15 protein-coding genes are annotated in these 15,795 nt (G+C 77.6%); 8 read left to right on the forward strand and 7 right to left on the reverse strand.

The genetic code is table 11. The features are described from left to right. Window positions 1-2 precede the first annotated feature (2 nt). On the reverse strand, window positions 3-776 hold the full coding sequence (locus ACU616_RS01105) for an alpha/beta fold hydrolase (protein ID WP_446756648.1): 774 nt from the start codon (window positions 774-776) through the stop codon (window positions 3-5). A 180-nt stretch (window positions 777-956) separates the two neighbouring features. On the opposite strand from ACU616_RS01105, the gene ACU616_RS01110 reads away from it, so the two are divergent. Both ACU616_RS01110 and ACU616_RS01115 read left to right on the forward strand, forming a co-directional pair. After that, window positions 957-1,679 carry a hemerythrin domain-containing protein gene (locus ACU616_RS01110; protein WP_446756649.1) on the forward strand — a complete coding sequence of 241 codons (723 nt, stop codon included), beginning with the start codon at window positions 957-959 and terminating at the stop codon, window positions 1,677-1,679. Window positions 1,680-1,729: 50 nt separating this feature from the next. Beyond that, a complete protein-coding gene (locus tag ACU616_RS01115; RefSeq protein ID WP_446756650.1) occupies window positions 1,730-1,900 on the forward strand; it encodes a hypothetical protein in 171 nt (56 codons plus the stop codon). A gap of 61 nt (window positions 1,901-1,961) precedes the next feature. Here the strand turns inward: ACU616_RS01115 and larC are convergent, their stop codons facing one another. Genes larC through ACU616_RS01130 form a run of 3 tightly spaced genes read right to left on the reverse strand, consistent with a single transcriptional unit; the run spans window position 1,962 to window position 4,710 of the window. After that, window positions 1,962-3,209 carry a nickel pincer cofactor biosynthesis protein LarC gene (gene larC, locus ACU616_RS01120; RefSeq protein WP_446756651.1) on the reverse strand — a complete coding sequence of 416 codons (1,248 nt, stop codon included), beginning with the start codon at window positions 3,207-3,209 and terminating at the stop codon, window positions 1,962-1,964. Beyond that, a complete protein-coding gene (gene larB, locus ACU616_RS01125) occupies window positions 3,206-3,904 on the reverse strand; it encodes a nickel pincer cofactor biosynthesis protein LarB (RefSeq protein WP_446756652.1) in 699 nt (232 codons plus the stop codon). The genes larC and larB overlap by 4 nt, the downstream gene beginning before the upstream one ends. Then, entirely contained in the window at window positions 3,901-4,710 is an 810-nt protein-coding gene (locus ACU616_RS01130) for an ATPase (RefSeq protein WP_446756653.1), read from the reverse strand. Before ACU616_RS01130 ends, larB begins: the two co-directional genes overlap by 4 nt. 171 nt (window positions 4,711-4,881) lie before the next feature. Between ACU616_RS01130 and larA the strand changes: the two genes are divergently transcribed. The 4 genes from larA to ACU616_RS01150 all read left to right on the forward strand — a co-directional run bounded on the left by larA (window position 4,882) and on the right by ACU616_RS01150 (window position 10,169). After that, a complete protein-coding gene (gene larA / locus ACU616_RS01135; RefSeq protein ID WP_446756654.1) occupies window positions 4,882-6,165 on the forward strand; it encodes a nickel-dependent lactate racemase in 1,284 nt (427 codons plus the stop codon). A 138-nt stretch (window positions 6,166-6,303) separates the two neighbouring features. Then, window positions 6,304-6,996, forward strand: a complete 693-nt coding sequence (locus ACU616_RS01140) for a hypothetical protein (RefSeq protein ID WP_446756655.1) — start codon at window positions 6,304-6,306, stop codon at window positions 6,994-6,996. Window positions 6,997-7,041: 45 nt separating this feature from the next. Continuing rightward, window positions 7,042-7,752 (forward strand): alpha/beta fold hydrolase, encoded by a 711-nt coding sequence (locus ACU616_RS01145; protein ID WP_446756656.1) that lies wholly within the window; start codon window positions 7,042-7,044, stop codon window positions 7,750-7,752. Window positions 7,753-7,859: 107 nt separating this feature from the next. Then, a complete protein-coding gene (locus ACU616_RS01150; RefSeq protein WP_446756657.1) occupies window positions 7,860-10,169 on the forward strand; it encodes a HelD family protein in 2,310 nt (769 codons plus the stop codon). A gap of 139 nt (window positions 10,170-10,308) precedes the next feature. Here ACU616_RS01150 and ACU616_RS01155 read toward each other — a convergent pair whose 3' ends face one another. From ACU616_RS01155 to ACU616_RS01165, 3 genes are read right to left on the reverse strand one after another with little or no spacing between them, the layout of a single operon-like run. Continuing rightward, entirely contained in the window at window positions 10,309-11,541 is a 1,233-nt protein-coding gene (locus ACU616_RS01155; protein ID WP_446756658.1) for a cytochrome P450, read from the reverse strand. Window positions 11,542-11,577: 36 nt separating this feature from the next. After that, window positions 11,578-13,200 carry an SIR2 family NAD-dependent protein deacylase gene (locus tag ACU616_RS01160; RefSeq protein ID WP_446756659.1) on the reverse strand — a complete coding sequence of 541 codons (1,623 nt, stop codon included), beginning with the start codon at window positions 13,198-13,200 and terminating at the stop codon, window positions 11,578-11,580. A gap of 41 nt (window positions 13,201-13,241) precedes the next feature. Continuing rightward, window positions 13,242-13,889, reverse strand: coding sequence for a hypothetical protein (locus ACU616_RS01165; protein ID WP_446756660.1), 648 nt, complete (start codon window positions 13,887-13,889; stop codon window positions 13,242-13,244). A gap of 138 nt (window positions 13,890-14,027) precedes the next feature. Here ACU616_RS01165 and ACU616_RS01170 point away from each other — a divergent pair, with 138 nt between their 5' ends. Together ACU616_RS01170 and ACU616_RS01175 are read left to right on the forward strand one after the other, a co-directional pair. Further along, window positions 14,028-14,870, forward strand: coding sequence for a DUF1206 domain-containing protein (locus ACU616_RS01170; protein WP_446756661.1), 843 nt, complete (start codon window positions 14,028-14,030; stop codon window positions 14,868-14,870). An 80-nt stretch (window positions 14,871-14,950) separates the two neighbouring features. After that, window positions 14,951-15,790 (forward strand): DUF1206 domain-containing protein, encoded by an 840-nt coding sequence (locus tag ACU616_RS01175; protein ID WP_446756662.1) that lies wholly within the window; start codon window positions 14,951-14,953, stop codon window positions 15,788-15,790. Window positions 15,791-15,795: the final 5 nt, after the last annotated feature.

Below are 15,795 nucleotides of genomic sequence, written 5' to 3' on the forward strand. Positions count from 1 at the left end.
GGTCAGAACCCGGTGTCGCGGAGGAAGGCGCGGATGGCCGCCGTCGTCTCCTCCGGCGCCGACAGGTGGGGGCAGTGCCCGGTGGCCGACAGCTGGGTGAAGACGCTGCCGGGGACGTGCTCGTGCACGTAGCGGCCCACCGGCTCGGGCGCGATCGCGTCCTGGCTGCACTGCAGGACCAGCGTGGGGACGCGCACCCCGGGCAGGTCGGCGCGGTTGTCGGACAGGAACGTGACCCGCGCGAACTGGCGGGCCACCACGGGGTCGGTGCGGCAGAAGCTGCCGGCCAGCTCGGTGGCCACCAGCGGGTTGCCGGGACCGGCCACCACCGGGGCCAGCGCCGCCGACCACTGCAGCGGGTTGCTGTCGAGGGAGTCCAGCAGCGCGGCGACGTCGGCCCGGGAGAAGCCGCCGGTGTAGCCGTCCTCGTCGACGTAGCGCGGGCTCGGGCCGACCATCACCAGCGCCGCGAACAGCTCCGGCGCCTGGGCGGCGGCGAGGACGCCCATCATCGCGGCCACCGAGTGGCCCACGTAGACGACGCCGCCGAGGTCGAGCTCGCGGCAGATCTCGACGACGTCGCCGGCGTACCCGCGCAGCGACCCGTAGCGCTGCGGGTCGTAGGCCGCCAGCTCCGAGTCGCCGGACCCCACGTGGTCGAAGGTGACGACCCGGTGGTCGGCGGCGAAGCCGGGGGCCACGGCCCGCCACATGGTCTGGTCACAGCCGAACCCGTGGGCGAACAGCATCGGCCGGCCCGTCTCCGGACCCCTCACGCGCACAGCGTTCCGCGTGATCACGCTCACGGACCGAACGTAACGGACGGCGCCGTCCCTGTCGCCGCCCCCCGGCGCACCCGCCGGAGCCGGAACGGCGCCGTGCCCCCTGTCGGGCCGCCGCCGGCCTCCCTACGCTCTGCTCGTACCGGACCGGCCCAGCACCACCCGAGGTGTCCCGTGACCACTCCCTCGGTCCGTCCCCCTACAGCCGGCCCCGCTGCCCGGACCACCGGTCCGCGGGCCGTCGCCTACGAGCTCGTCCTGCACCGGCTGGTCCGCCGGGAACTGCGGCTGCTGGCCGACCTCGCCACCTGGGCACCGGCCGGCGAGCCGGCCCGCACCACCACCCTGACCCGGCACGCCGACCTGCTCGGGCGGGTGCTGCGGGGGCACACCACCACCGAGCGGGAGCTGCTGTGGCCGGCGCTGCTGCGCGCCCTGCCCGTGGACGCCGCCCCGGCCGCGCGGGAGGCGGTGGCGGGCTGGACGGCGCGCTGCGCCGTCGTCGACCGGGCACTGCGTGCCTTGTCCACCGCGGGGCGGCAGTGGGGAGTCACACGGTCGCCGAGGGCCCGCGACGCCTTCGCGCTGGCCTGCCTCGACCTCGCCGCGGCCGTCGAGGCGCTCACCGCCGCCGAGGAGCGCAAGCTGCTGCCCCTGGTGGCCGACCGGCTGCCGGCCACCGGCTGGACGGCGATCCGACGCGCGGCACGGCCGGCGCTGTCCGGGCGCGAGCGGCTGCTCCTGCTGGGCCTGGCGCTGGAGGACGCCGCACCCGCGGAGCGGGCGCGGCTGCTCGCGGGCGTGGGCGGGGGGTGGCGGCTGGTGTGGCGGCTGGTCGGCCGCCGTCGTCACCGCGCCGCGGTGGTGCGGCTGCGCGGAGCCCCGCCGCCGGTGTGAGGGAGGACCGGGTGCGACGACGGACCCGGTCCCGGGCTCACCAGCGCGACGTGCCGCAGTCGGTGCAGCGCTTCTTGGCCGTGGTGGTCTCGCCGCGGCAGTTCGGGCACGTCCAGGTGGCCCGGCCCGTCCTCGTCGTGGTCCTCGTGGTGGTCGTGGTGTCCAGCGTGGTGGTGCTCACGGTGCGCTCCCCTGTCGTCCGGGTGAGCACCCCACGGTAGGCACCCGTCATGACGTCTCGATGACATCGAGGTTGCCGGGAGCACCGTGTCGTCCCACCCGTCACGGGAGCCCCACCCCGCCCGTGCCGGGGGACGGCGACCCGGCGGCCAGCACCTGGGCGAGCCCGCTCGCCTGCGCCAGGACCGCCTTCACCGGCCGGTCCAGCGCCGCCGCCGCGCGGACGACGTCCTCCCACTCCGGCACGGCGTTGAGCACCCCGCCGTCGGGCCCGAGCCCGAGCTTGACGGCCACCGGCTGCCCGTCGACGGCGACGGTGGCGAACCGGCGGGCCAGCACCTGCCGGGCCACGACGGACTCGCGGACCCCCAGCGTGGTGGTCTCCCGGAACAGCACGGCCCGCACCGCCGGGACGGCGGCCGGCTCGGCCAGCGCGCTGACCACGTGCGCCGGGCGGCCCTTCTTCACCAGCACCGGCGTGAGCCAGGCGTCGAGCGCCCCGGCGGCCAGCAGGCCGGTGAGGACCGCCGGCCAGGCCCGCGGGTCGAGGTCGTCGACGTTGGTCTCGAGCACCACCACCTGCTGCAGGGACCCCGGCTGCGCGGACCCCGGCTGCGGGGATCCGGCCGCGAGGGCCTCCCCCACCACCAGCCGCACCACGTTCGGCCGGTCGGCGGGATCCCGGCCGCCGGCACCGGTGCCGGTCGCCGTGGGCCGCACCGGCGGCAGCGGGCCGTAGCCCGACGCCAGGGAGGTCACCAGCGCCACGCCCGTGGGGGTCGCCAGCTCCTCGCCGTCCGGGCCGCCGTGCGCCGGCGCCGACGCGTCGGCGAGCAGGGCCAGCACCGCGGGCCCGGGGACGGGCAGCAGCCCGTGCGCCGTCCGCACCGACCCGCCGCCCAGGGCGATGGGCGAGGCGACCAGCCGGTCCAGGCCGAGGGCGGCCACGCCGGCGCACACGCCGACCACGTCGGCGACCGCGTCGAGGGCGCCGACCTCGTGGAAGTGGACGTCGTCGGCGGGGACGCCGTGCACGGCGGCCTCCGCGCGGGCCAGCGCGGCGAAGACCCCGGACGCCGAGGAGCGCAGCGGCTCGGGCAGCCGGTCGAGCAGGACCCGCACGTCGGCCCACGTCCGGTGCGGCTGGCCGGCGTCCGGGACCTCGACGTGCACCCGGACGGCGGCCAGCCCGCCGCGGCGGACGTCCTCGCGGCGCAGGGTGATCGGCAGCCCGAGCGGCTGCAGGGCCGCGGACAGCGTGGCCGGCGGCACCCCCGCGCCGACCAGCGCCCCGAGCAGCATGTCGCCGGACACGCCGCTGCCCAGGTCCAGCCAGCCGACCCGGCTCACTCCGCCCGCCCGGCGGCGATGCTGCGGGCGACCCGGGCGGCGAAGACCCCGGCGCCGAAGCCGTTGTCGATGTTGCAGACGACCACCCCGGGAGCGCAGGAGTTGAGCATCCCCAGCAGCGCGGACAGCCCGCCGAAGCTGGCGCCGTAGCCGACGCTGGTCGGCACCGCGACGACCGGCGTGCCGACCAGCCCGCCGACGACGCTGGGCAGGGCGCCCTCCATCCCGGCGACCACGACCACCACGTCGGCGTCGCGGAGCACCGGGCGGACGTCGAGGACCCGGTGCAGCCCGGCCACCCCGACGTCGGTCACCCGGACCACGCCGGCGCCGTGCACCCGCAGCGTGGTGGCCGCCTCGGTCGCCACCGGCTCGTCGGAGGTGCCGGCGCTCACGACGGCGACCAGCCCGGCCGGCGGCAGCAGCGGCCCGACCGCGACCGTGGACCGCTCGACCAGCGCGTCGGGCCAGCGGGCGGTCAGCGCCGCGACGGTCCCGGGCGCCGCCCGGGTCACCAGCGCCGGCCGGTCGGGAGCGTCCGCGCGCAGCGCCGCGACGATGGCGACCACCTCCTCGGCGGTCTTGCCGGCGGCGTACACCACCTCGGGGTCACCGGTGCGGGCCGCGCGGTCGGTGTCGACCCGGGCGAACCCGAGGTCCACGTACCCCCGGTCGGCGTGACCGCGGTCGGTCATCGGGCGACGGGGGTGAGGGTGAAGGCCCGCCCCGGGCGGTAGGGCTCCTCGTCGAGGACGGCGGTGCGGATGCCGGGCTCGACGGCGCGCACGGCCGCCAGCACCGCGGCCACCACGTCCGGGCCGACCCGGTCGCGGTCGGCGGCCCCGACCTCGATCCGCACCTCGTCCTCCCGCAGCCGGCAGCGCACCACGGCCACGCCGGTGCGGGCGGTCAGCAGCGCCTCGCCCACCTCGACGGCGTGCAGCCGCGCGGGCGTCACCGCCGTCCCGGTGTAGAGCCGGCTGGCCAGGCACGGCGACGCCGGCAGGTCCGCGTGCGCCAGCCCGAGCTCCCGGGCCAGCGCCCGGACGTCGGCCTTGACCGCACCCACCTCGACGAAGGGGTGCCGGACGCCGGCCTCGGCCGCGGCCCGCAGGCCGGGGCGGTACTCGCCGAGGTCGTCGGCGTTGGCGCCGCTGAGCAGCACGTGCCGCCCACCGGCCACCGTCACCAGCTCGCCCATCGCGTCGTAGAGGTGGGACTTGCAGACGTAGCAGCGGTTGCGCGGGTTGGCCAGGTAGGCCTCGTCCTCGAACTCCCGCGACCGCACCGTGCGCAGGTCCCAGCCCTCGGCGGCCGCGGTCGCCAGCACCCGGGCGGTGGCCGCCGCGGGGACGGCCGGCGTGACGCTGTGCACGACCAGCGTGGTGTCCGGCGCGGCCCGGTGCGCGGCCGTGGCCAGGGTCAGGCTGTCCACGCCGCCGCTGCAGGCCACCGCCCGGTACGGCAGGCCGGCGAGCAGGTCGAGCAGCCGCGCCCTCATGCCAGGTCCCCTCCTCGTGCGGCCGGCCGGTGCGGCCGCCGCCCCATCCTGCGGCATCGGCGGGGAGCGGACCCGTCCGCGGCCCGCCTCCGGACGGCGCCGTGGCTAGGCTGCCGACGTCGGTCGCCGCCCGGCCGGCCGACGTCCCCCCGGCAGCTGGAGGACGGTCCGATGACGGCAGCACCCCCGACCGTGTCCCTCGCCTACGGCCGCGGCGCGATCGACGTCCCGCTGCAGGACGGCGCCCTGGTCATCACCCCGCAGGACGACCCGGCGCTCGCCGACCCGGCGACCGCCCTGCGCGACGCCCTGCGCGACCCCCTGGGCGTGCCCCCGCTGCGCGAGCAGGTGCGGCCCGGGATGACCGTGGCGGTCTCCGTCTGCGACGGGACGCGCGCGCAGCCGCGCCCGGCGGTGCTGCACGCCCTGCTCGAGGAGATCGACGCCGCCGCCCCCGGGTGCGAGGTCGTCGTCCTCGTGGCCACCGGCACGCACCGCGGCAACACCGCCGAGGAGCTGCGGGAGATGCTCGGCGACGACGTGCTGGCCCGCTGCTCGGTGGTCAACCACGACGCCCGGGACCGGAGCTCGCTGACGTCCCTCGGTACCGCCGGGGACGGCGTCCCGCTGGAGCTGAACACCCTGTGGGTCGAGGCCGACCTGCGGATCACCACCGGCTTCGTCGAGCCGCACTTCTTCGCCGGCTTCAGCGGCGGGCCGAAGATGGTGGCCCCCGGCCTGGCCGGGATCGACACCGTGATGGTGCTGCACGACGCCACCCGCATCGGGAGCCCGCTGGCCACCTGGGGCGTGGTCGAGGACAACCCGGTGCACCGCGACATCCGGGCGTGCGCCGCGCTCGCTCCCCCGCACCTGGCCCTCGACGTGCTGCTGGACCGGGCCAAGCGGATCACCCACGTCGTCTGCGGCGAGCTGTTCGCGATGCACGCCCGGGCCTGCGAGCTGGCCCGCGCCGCCGCCATGCGGGCGGTGCCGGAGCCGATGGACGTCGTCGTCACCACCAACTCCGGGTTCCCGCTGGACCAGAACCTCTACCAGGCGGTGAAGGGGATGGCCGCCGCCGAGCGCGTGGTGCGCCCGGGCGGCAGCGTCCTGGTGGCCGCCGAGTGCGCCGACGGCCTGCCCGCGCACGGCTCCTTCGCCGAGGTGCTCGGTGCCGCCGACGACCCGGCGGGGCTGCTCGAGCTGATCTCCTCCGAGGGGTTCAGCGTGCCCGACCAGTGGCAGGTGCAGATCCTGGCCCGCATCCTCGGCAAGGCCGACGTCCAGCTGTACTGCGACGGCCTGGGCCCGGACGCGGTGCGCGCCGCCCACCTCACCCCGACGGCGGACCTGGCCGGCTCCATCGCCGAGGCGGTGGAGCGGCACGGCCCGGGAGCCCGGGTCTGCTACCTGCCCGAGGGCCCGCAGACCATCCCCTACCTCGCGGGCTGACCCGCCGGGTCGCCCCCGGCCGCTCCCGCAGGCGGTCTGCAAGCGGGCGTCCAAGACGGCTCCCAGTCAGCCGCAGGTGGGGGGCGGGAGCGTCCTCGCAGCGAGCCGGACACGGCTCCGACCGAGGAGGCACCCGCCATGACCAGCACCCGCCCGACCACCACCCGCCCGGCCCGCACCCGCCTGACCCACACCCTGCTGCGCGCCACCGTCCCGGCGGCCGCCGTCGCCGCGGTGCTCGCCACCGCCGGCACCGCGTCGGCGGACACGTACGCCTACAACGCCTACGACACCGACGACAACGGCTACGTCGACCAGTACGCCTTCGACGACAGCGGCGACGGCTACGAGGACACCTGGGCGATCGACTGGGACGAGAACGGCCTGGTCGAGCAGGTCGCCGTCGACACCGACCTCGACGGCTGGGCCGACACCTGGGCCTTCGACAGCGACGAGGACGGCTACGTCGAGGAGGTCGGCGTGGACACGACGGGCAACGCGCTGCCCGACGTGTGGGGCGCCGACACCGACCTCGACGGCGTCATCGACGCGGTCGCCTACGACGAGGACGACGACGGCTACGCCGACTGGTCGGAGCCGGCGGCCACCACGTCCTACGCCTACGCGTCGGTGAGCTACGTCTTCGCCGAGGCCGACGGCTGGGTCTACTGGGAGACCACGGTCGAGTACGGCTACGGCCTCGCCTCGGACGAGGCGACCGCCGACAGCGGCATCTCCTCGCTGACCGGCGAGGAGCCGGCGGTGTCCGCGCAGATGGACGACGCCGAGGCGGCCGGGCTGGTCGCGGCGGCGATCGACCAGCTGTTCTGACCCGCGGGACCGATGAGTCCCGGGCGCCGCGGCGGTCGGGGACGTGTGAGCACCGTCCTCCTCGTCCCCGGCGCCGGCGGGCGCGCCTGGTACTGGCACCGGGTGGTGCCCGAGCTCGAACGGGCCGGGCACCACCCGGTGGCCGTCGACCTCCCGGCCGACGACGACTCCGCCGGGCTGCGCGCCTACACCGACGTCGCGCTCGCCGCGCTGGACGACGCCGGCGCCGACGGCGACGTGGTGGTGGTCGGCCAGTCGATGGGCGGGCTGACCGCGCCCCTGGTCGCCGCCCGGCGACCGGTACGACTGCTGGTGCTGCTCAACGCGATGGTGCCGCGGCCGGGCGAGACCGGAGGCGAGTGGTGGGACGCCGTCGGCCAGGCCGCCGCCCGCGCGGACTGCGCGCGGGAGCAGGGTCGCCCGGTCGGCGACGACGTCGAGGCCGACTTCTCCCACGACGTCGCGCCGGAGGTCTGGGCCGCCGGTGCCGCGCACGCGTCGGCCCAGTCGGGCACGCCGTTCACCGAGCCGTGGCCGCTGGCCGCGTGGCCGGACGTGCCGACCCGGGTACTGGCCGGCCGCGACGACCGCTTCTTCCCTCTCCCGCTGCAGCGGCGGGTGGCGCGGGAACGGCTGGGACTCGACGTCGACGAGGTGCCCGGTGGCCACCTCGTCGCGCTGTCCCGGCCGGTCGAGCTCGCTGCCCACCTGACGGCCTGTCTGCGCGAGACCCGGCACACGCCGCCGCAGGGGTGACAACCGGTCCCCGAAAGGCGCAGGATGGTCGATTGCCGCACGCGCCGGAATGGGCGCGAAATGGCGGCGGAGAGAGAACGACGACCATTCTAGCAGAGGGAAGTGCATTGCCGGCGACCCCGTCCGACGTCGTCCCCGACCCCGAGCTCGCCTCCGAGCAGGAGTACGTCACCGACCTCTACGCCCGGCTCGACGCCGCGCGGGAGTTGGCCACCCGGCGGCTGCGCCAGGCCATCTCCTGGCCCGCGGTCGACCCGCAGGCGCTGCAGGAACGCGACGCGACCGTGCGGTTCCAGACCGAGCGGGTCACCGCGCTCGACGCCGCCGAGGCCGGCCTGTGCGTCGGCCGCATCGACCGCACCGACGACGGCTCGCTCTACATCGGCCGGATCGGGCTGCCCGCCGACGACGCCGCCACCGACCCCGCGCTGGTCGACTGGCGCGCGCCCGCGGCCCGGCCCTTCTACACCGCCACCCCGGTGCACCCGCTGGGCATCGAGCGGCGCCGGCACATCCGGACCCGCGGGCGCACCGTCACCCGGCTCGACGACGAGGTCCTCACCGGCGGGGTCGCCGGATCGGGCCTGACCGGTGAGGCGGCGCTGCTGGCCGCCCTCGACGCCTCCCGGACCGGGCGGATGACCGACATCGTCCGCACGATCCAGGCCGAGCAGGACCGGGTGATCCGCGCCGACGACCGCGGCGTGCTCGTCGTCCAGGGCGGGCCGGGCACCGGCAAGACGGCGGTGGCCCTGCACCGCGCGGCCTACCTGCTCTACACGCACCGCGAGCGGCTGGCCCGGCGCGGGCTGCTCGTCGTCGGCCCGACGCCGACCTTCCTGCGCTACATCGCCGACGTGCTGCCCTCCCTGGGCGAGACCGGCGTGCTGCTCGCGGGGCTCGGCCAGCTGCGCCCGGGCCTCGACGCCCGCGGCGAGGAGTCCCCGGAGGCAGCGGCGGTCAAGGGCCGGCTGGGGATGGTGGAGGTCCTGCGCGCCGCGGTCGCCGACCGGCAGGTGGTGCCCGACCGGCCGCGCGAGGTGGTCCTCGACGGGTTCCCCCTGCGGCTGCGGCCCGTCGACGTCGCCCGCGCCCAGGCCGCCGCGCGCAAGGCCGACCCGCAGCACAACCTGGCCCGCCCGGTGTTCGTCCGGCGGCTGGTCGACACCCTCACCCGCCGCTACGCCGACCGGATCGGCGCGGGCATCGACGTCGGCCGGGACCTCTTCGACTCCGAGGACGTGGCCGCGCTGCGCCGCGAGGTGGCCGGCGACCCCGGCGTCCGGTCGCTGCTCGCGCAGCTGTGGCCGGTGCTCACCCCCGAGCGGCTGCTCACCGACCTCTACGCCGACCCGGCGCGCATCGCCACGGCCACGCCCGGCTGGTCCGACGCCGACCGGGCGCTGCTGCACCGCCCCCGCGGCGCGCGGTGGACGCCGGCGGACGTGCCGCTGCTCGAGGAGGCCGAGGAGCTGCTCGGCTTCGACGACAGCGCGCAGCGGGCCCGCGAAGAGCGCGACCGCCGGCGGGCGCTGGACCGCGCGCAGGAGACCCTCGACGTGCTCCACGGCTCCCGGTCGGTCGACCTCGAGGACGAGCACCTGGCCGCCGAGGTGCTCAGCGCCGGCGACCTGCTCTCGGCCGAGGACCTCGCCGACCGGCACCGCGAGCTCGACATCCGCACCACCGCCGAGCGGGCCGCCGCCGACCGCACCTGGACCTTCGGGCACGTGGTCGTCGACGAGGCCCAGGAGCTCTCGCCGATGGCCTGGCGGCTGCTGGTGCGGCGCTGCCCCACCCGGTCGATGACCGTCATCGGTGACGTCGCGCAGACCGGCAGCCTGGCCGGCGCCGACCGCTGGGACGCGGTGCTGCGCCCGCACGTCGGCGACGCGTGGCGGCTGGAGGAGCTGACGGTCAACTACCGCACGCCGGCCGAGATCATGGACGTCGCCGCCGACGTGCTGGCCGCCTCGGGCACGGGGCTGCGGCCGCCGCGGTCGGTGCGCACCGGCGGGACGCCGCCGGTGGCCGAGGTGACCGGGGCCTCCGGCCTCGCCGGGCGGACGGCCTCGGTGGCCGCGGAGCTGGCCGGCGGCGAGGGGACGACGGCGGTGCTCGTCCCGCCCAGCCGCCTGGCCGACGTCGTCGCGGCGCTGGGCGAGGTGCGGCCCGACGTGCAGTCCGGCCCCGGTGCGGACTCCTCGCTCGGGCCGGTGGTGCTGACCCCGGGCGAGGCCAAGGGGCTGGAGTTCGACTCCGTCGTCGTCGTCGACCCGCAGGGGGTGCTCGACGAGGGCGTGCGCGGCGGGAACGACCTCTACGTGGCGCTGACCCGGGCCACCCAGCGGCTGGTCGTCCTGTCGCCCGGCCCGCTGCCGGCGGTGCTGTCCCGGCTGACCGCCGTCGCCGCCTGAGGGACGCCCGCTCCGCGCCGCCACAGGGGCCGCGCGTCCTCGTGCTCTGCCCACACGCGTGGGCAGAGCACGAGGACCGGCGGCGCACCCCTGCCGCCCTCCCCTCACGCCGGCCGTGCGCCGGCGGCCCCGCACCGGCTCAGCGCGCCGGTGCCACCGGGCGGAGCACCAGCCCGCTGGCCGGGCGGGCCGGGATCCGGCGCAGCGAGATGGTGAGGTCCTGGCCGGCGGGGATGTCGGCCGGCAGCCGGGCCAGCCGGGGCGCCAGCGCGGCGAGCAGCGCGACGGTGATCTGCTCGCCGGGGCAGCGGTGGGTGGTGCGCGGGTCGCCACCGCCCTGCGGCACCAGGTCGAAGGCGCCGATCTCCCGGTCGAGGAAGCGCTCGGGCCGGAAGGCGTACGGGTCCTCCCACAGCGCCGGGTCGTGGTTCTGCCCGTAGAGGTCGAGGAGCACCATGGCGTTGCGCGGGATCGCCTGCCCGCCGAACTCCAGCCGCCGCGGCGCCCGGCCGCCGATGAACGGGGCGAACGGGTAGAAGCGGCGCACCTCGTGCGCCCACGCCTCGGCGAACGCCCCGTCGGCACCGGCCAGCCGCGGCCGGTGGTGCGGCCACCGGGCCAGCGCGTGGCCCGAGAAGGCCATGAACCACGCGACGGCGGTGGTGGGCCGGATGACGTTGAGCAGCTCGACGGCGGCCAGCCGGGGGTCGAGCAGCCCGCCGTCGACGTCGCGGTGCTCGGCGACGACGCGCAGCGCCGACCCCGCCGGGGCCGGCACCTGCCCCGCCCGCACCTGCTCGACCACCCGCGCCAGCCACCGCTGGCGCCGGCCGCGGGCGCGCCGGGCGCGCCAGTGCCGGGGTCCGCCGGTGGCGAAGCCGTCGACCATCGCGAGCAGGTCGCGGGCCAGGGCGGGCACCTCCTCCGGGGCGACCGCGACCCCGGCCCAGCGGGTCACCGCACCGGCGATCACCCGGGCCGACTCCTCGAGGAGCACGACCTGCGGGCGGGTCGCCCACTCCCGGGCGGCGGCGTCCCAGTCGGCGCACGCCCGTTCGCACAGTGCCGCGACACCGGCGTCGTCCATGAGCACGGACACGAACATCGCCTTGCGCACCCGATGCGCCTCGCCGTCGAGGGTGTGCACCGCGCCCTTGCCGAACAGCGTGCCCTGCACCGGCTCGGGGATGGCGTGCGAGCGGCGCACGTGGTCCTCGTCGTAGAGGAACCGGGCGGCCTCGGGACCCTCGATGCCGACCGCGGGCAGGCCGCCGAGCCGGGTGCCGGCGGCGCGCAGCCCACGGGCGCGGCGCAGGTCGGGCATCCAGGCGTACCCCTTGGTCAGCAGGGCGAGGCCGTTCTCCAGGCGCATGGGGAGGCCTTGCCCGCCCAGCGGCGGGACAACCGCTCAGCCCGGTCGCTGCTGCTGCAGCCGGTCGTCGCGCGGCTCGGTGGCGGCGTCGGACGGGCCCTCCGGCGGCTCGTCGTCCCGGCGGCCGGCCGACCGGCCGTACCCGAGCCGGCGCAGCAGGGCGGCGACCTCCCCGGCCGCCGACGTCGTCGCCGGCCCCTCGGGCACCCGGTCGGCGACGGTCTGCAGCGCCTCGGCCAGCCCGCGCTCCTCCTCGTCGAGCATCCCGCGGTAGGCGGGGTCGAGCAGGTAACCGGTGGGTGGGGTGGACAGGCAGCCGATGAGGTCCAGCAGCACCTCCAGCCGCCGCGCCGCCTCGGCGGCCGGGGTGTCGGCGCGCGACATCGCCACCGTCTCGACGTCCTGCTCCCACAGCCGGCTGCGGGCGGGGTCCTCGCGCAGCGCCAGCACGGTGCCCGACCGGTGGCGCGGCTCGCGGCCGGGACCGCTGACGGCGCTGCGCACCTGGTGGGCGATGCGGATCAGGTCGTCGTCGAGCATGGAGGTGCCGACGAAGAGCACGTGCCGGGTGAGCAGCAGGGAGTGCAGGACGCCGGCCAGCGCGGCCCGCGAGTCACCCAGCTGCAGGTACTCCTCGCGGGTCAGGACGACGCTCGCCGGGTGCGCGGCGTCGCCGTGCAGCTTGAGCAGCCACGGCCGGCCCGGCTGGGCCTCGTCGTAGGGCAGCACCGACAGCTCGCGGCCGATGTCGGCGGCGGCCAGCTCCACCAGCGGGTCGTAGTTGGTCGTCACGAACTCCTGCACCGGCAGGTCGGCGATCAGGGCGTGGGCCAGCGCGTAGGGGCCCGGGCCGAAGCGCTCCTGCACGAACTCCTGGAGCCGCTCGCGCCCCAGCTCGCGGGCCAGCAGCGCCGCGGAGTCCTGCGGCGGCAGCTGGGACAGCCCGGCCCGCAGCTCCCCGTCCAGCCCGGAGCGGCCGGCCAGCTCGTCGAGCAGCTGCTCCCAGGTGGGCAGCCCCGCCGCGGCGCTGACCCCGGCGCCGATGAACAGGGCCAGCTGCCCGCGCCGGGCACGTTCCCCCAGCTGCTGGGCCAGCGTCCGCAGCGGGTCGGGCAGGTCCCAGCCGGCGGTGTCGCCCCGCCGGATCCGCTGCGCGGCGGCGAGGTCGCTGGGGCCGCGCAGGACGAGGGCGACGTCGAAGCCGTGCTCGGCGGCGGCCTCGCGCAGCACCGGCAGCAGCTGCTGGAGGAGGTCACCGCGGCGGCCGGCCGCGCCGCCCCAGCCGGTGCCCAGGGCCGGCAGGCCGACCAGCCGGCGCGCGCGGCCGTGCACCGGCTCGCCCACCTCGCGGCGGGCGACGGCGGCCAGCGCCTCGCGCGCGCCGTCGAGCAGCCAGTCCAGGCCGCGGCCGCGGTCGTCGACGGTGTCGAGCAGCCACACCCGCCGGGACCCGCTTCCCGGCACCTCGAGCACCCGCTCGGCGCCGGACCACTCCAGGTCGACGCAGACGCCCTGGTCGTCCTCGTCGGCGACCAGGTCGTCGGGCAGCAGCTCCCGCCAGCTGCCGGCCACCCGCAGCGTGCGACCGGTGGGCACGAGGACGTCGTCGCACACCAGGCGGGTCAGGTCGGCTCCGACGACGAAGACGTGTCCGCTCACGACCGGGGCACTACCCCGGGACGGCCCCGTCCGGAACCAGCTCAGGCGTTGCCGCAGCCGCCGGCCGCGCAGGCGCAGCCGGCGCACCCGGCCGGCCGGGCCGGCACCGGCTGCGCGGCGACCGCCCGCAGCCCGGCCGCGCCGACCAGCACCGGCACCGCGGCCAGACCGGCGGCCAGCGCGGCGACGACCGTCGCGACGGCGGCCGCGCGGCCGGTGCCCTGGACGGCCGCCGTGACGGCCAGCAGCCCGCCGACCAGCACGGCCCACACCAGCAGGGCCGAGCCGGCGCGGCGGGCGGCACCCCCGCGCGCGGAGGCCACCGCCGCGGCCGCCAGCAGCCCCAGCGGCACGCCGGCGAGCAGCACCCACCCGGTGCCCACCGCGGAGACGGCGGCGACGGCGAGCGCCGCGAGGCCACCGGCGACGGCTCCGCCGCCGAGGCGCAGCGCACCGGCCCGCCGCAGGCCCGCGCCGCGGACGGCGGCGAGCAGGCCGAGGGCGCCCAGCAGCAGGCGGGCGCCCAGGTCACCGGTCAGGACGGCGACCACCGCGAGCACGAGCAGCAGCACGCCGAGCAGCGCCCGGACCGGCCATGCCCGGCGGGCCGCCTCCCGGGAGCCGGGAGCCCCCGCCAGCCCCGCCGTCGTCCGTCCTGCCGTCGTCCGTCCTGCCGTCGGTGTCGCCACGTCGGCCAGTGTCCCGCACGCCCGCCACTCGCCGGCGGCACACCCGGCGGCACACCCGTGCCCGTGCGACGCTCCCGGAGCCGCGCAGCGGAGGCGGCGCGGGAGGACGGACGGCGTGACGGACGGCGGGCGGACGGCGTGACGGACGGCGGCGCACCGGTGACCCAGCGGGCGGCGCACAGCCCGGTCCTGCGGCACACCGCCCGGGCGGGCCTGCTCGGCTACGCGCTCATCCACCTGCTGGTCGCCTGGCTGGCGCTGCAGCTGGCGTGGGGGCCGGGGCGCTCGCGGACCGGGGGCCGGTCCACCGACTCCGCCGGGGCGCTGGACGTGCTGGCCGAGTCCCCGTTCGGCGACGCCCTGCTGTGGGTGCTCGCGGTGGCCCTGGCCGGCCTGTGCGCCTGGCAGGCGGTCGAGGTCCTGCGCCACCACCGCGAGGTGCCCGCTCCCGGTCCGCGGCGGCGGCGGGCGCTGGTGCAGGTGGTCAAGACGGTCGGCACCGCGGTGCTGTACGGCTTCCTCGCCGTGTCCGCGGGCCGGGCGGCGCTGGGACTGCGCGCCGGGCGCGCGCAGGAGCAGCAGACCGTGCGCGGCGTCCTGTCCTGGCCCGGCGGGCAGCTGCTCGTGGTCGCCGTCGCCCTGGTCGTGGTGGGCATCGGCGTCTACCACGTGCGCAAGGGCTGGCGGTCGGACTTCCTCGGCGAGATCGACCTGTCCTCGGTCTCCCCGGCGCTGTGCGCCCTGACCGCGCGGCTCGGGCAGGTCGGCTTCGTCCTCAAGGGCGTCGCGCTGGTGCTGGTGGGCAGCGTCGTCGGCTGGGCGGCGGCCACCTTCGACCCCGCGAGCGCCACCGGCCTCGACGGTGCCCTGCGGGCGGTGGCCACCGGGCCGTTCGGCCCGTGGGTGCTCACCGTGGTCGCCACCGGGCTGGCCACCTTCTCCGTGTACCTGCTGGCGCGGGCCCGGCACCCGGTCGGCTGACCGCGTGCGACGACGCGGCGGGTGGGTCCCCGCTGTGCCACGCTGATCCGTCACACGGGGGTGCCGAGAGGAGACCGACCATGGGCGGGCAGCGCACGACGACGGGTGCCGCCGGCCGGGCCGGGGACAGCGAGGCCCTGGAGCACCTGGCCCGGATCGGGCTGATCGCCTACGGGATGGTCCACGTGCTGGTCGCCTGGCTGGCGCTGCAGCTGGCCTGGGGCGGCGGCGGGCAGTCGGCCGACCAGTCCGGTGCGCTGGCCACGCTGGCCGCCACACCGGTCGGCAAGCCGCTGCTGTGGGTGCTGGCCGTCGGGCTGGTCGCCCTGGCGCTCTGGCAGGCCGCCGAGGTGCTGCGCTGGCGGTCGGGCTGGTCGGCGTCCGGCGACCAGCGGAGCCGGGCGCTGAAGAAGTCGGGCAAGGCGCTGGTCAAGGCCGTCGTGTACCTGGCGCTGGCCTGGACGGCCTTCCGCTTCGCCACCGGGGGCGGGCAGTCCAGCTCCGGGCAGCAGCAGCAGACGACGGCCGGCGTCCTGGGCTGGCCCGGCGGGCGATGGCTGGTCGCCGCGGCCGGTCTGGTGCTGGTGGGCGTCGGCGTCCACCACGTCGTCAAGGGCCTGAAGAAGAGCTTCCTCAAGGAGATCGACCTCGCGTCGGCGCCGCCGGCGGCGGAGCGGACGGTGACCCGCCTCGGCCAGGCCGGCTACCCGGCCAAGGGCGTGGCGCTGGCGCTGGTCGGCGCGCTGCTGGTGTACGCGGCCCTCACCTTCGACCCCGCGAAGGCCTCGGGTCTCGACGGCGCCCTGCGCACGATCCTCGACGCGCCGTTCGGGCAGCTGCTGCTCACGCTCGTCGCGCTCGGCATCGCCGCGTTCGGCGCGTTCTGCTTCGTCCGGGCCCGCTACCCGGAGCGCACCTGAACGCC

It is taken from the genome of Geodermatophilus sp. URMC 62, assembly GCF_052931475.1.

Bases quoted from the DNA above. Each gene is read 5' to 3' on its own strand.
- ACU616_RS01130 (WP_446756653.1), bottom strand. From the start codon at position 4,710: ATGAGGGCGCGGCTGCTCGACCTGCTCGCCGGCCTGCCGTACCGGGCG.
- larA (WP_446756654.1), top strand. From the start codon at position 4,882: ATGACGGCAGCACCCCCGACCGTGTCCCTCGCCTACGGCCGCGGCGCG.
- ACU616_RS01155 (WP_446756658.1), bottom strand. From the start codon at position 11,541: ATGCGCCTGGAGAACGGCCTCGCCCTGCTGACCAAGGGGTACGCCTGG.
- larB (WP_446756652.1), bottom strand. From the start codon at position 3,904: ATGACCGACCGCGGTCACGCCGACCGGGGGTACGTGGACCTCGGGTTC.
- ACU616_RS01175 (WP_446756662.1), top strand. From the start codon at position 14,951: ATGGGCGGGCAGCGCACGACGACGGGTGCCGCCGGCCGGGCCGGGGAC.
- ACU616_RS01140 (WP_446756655.1), top strand. From the start codon at position 6,304: ATGACCAGCACCCGCCCGACCACCACCCGCCCGGCCCGCACCCGCCTG.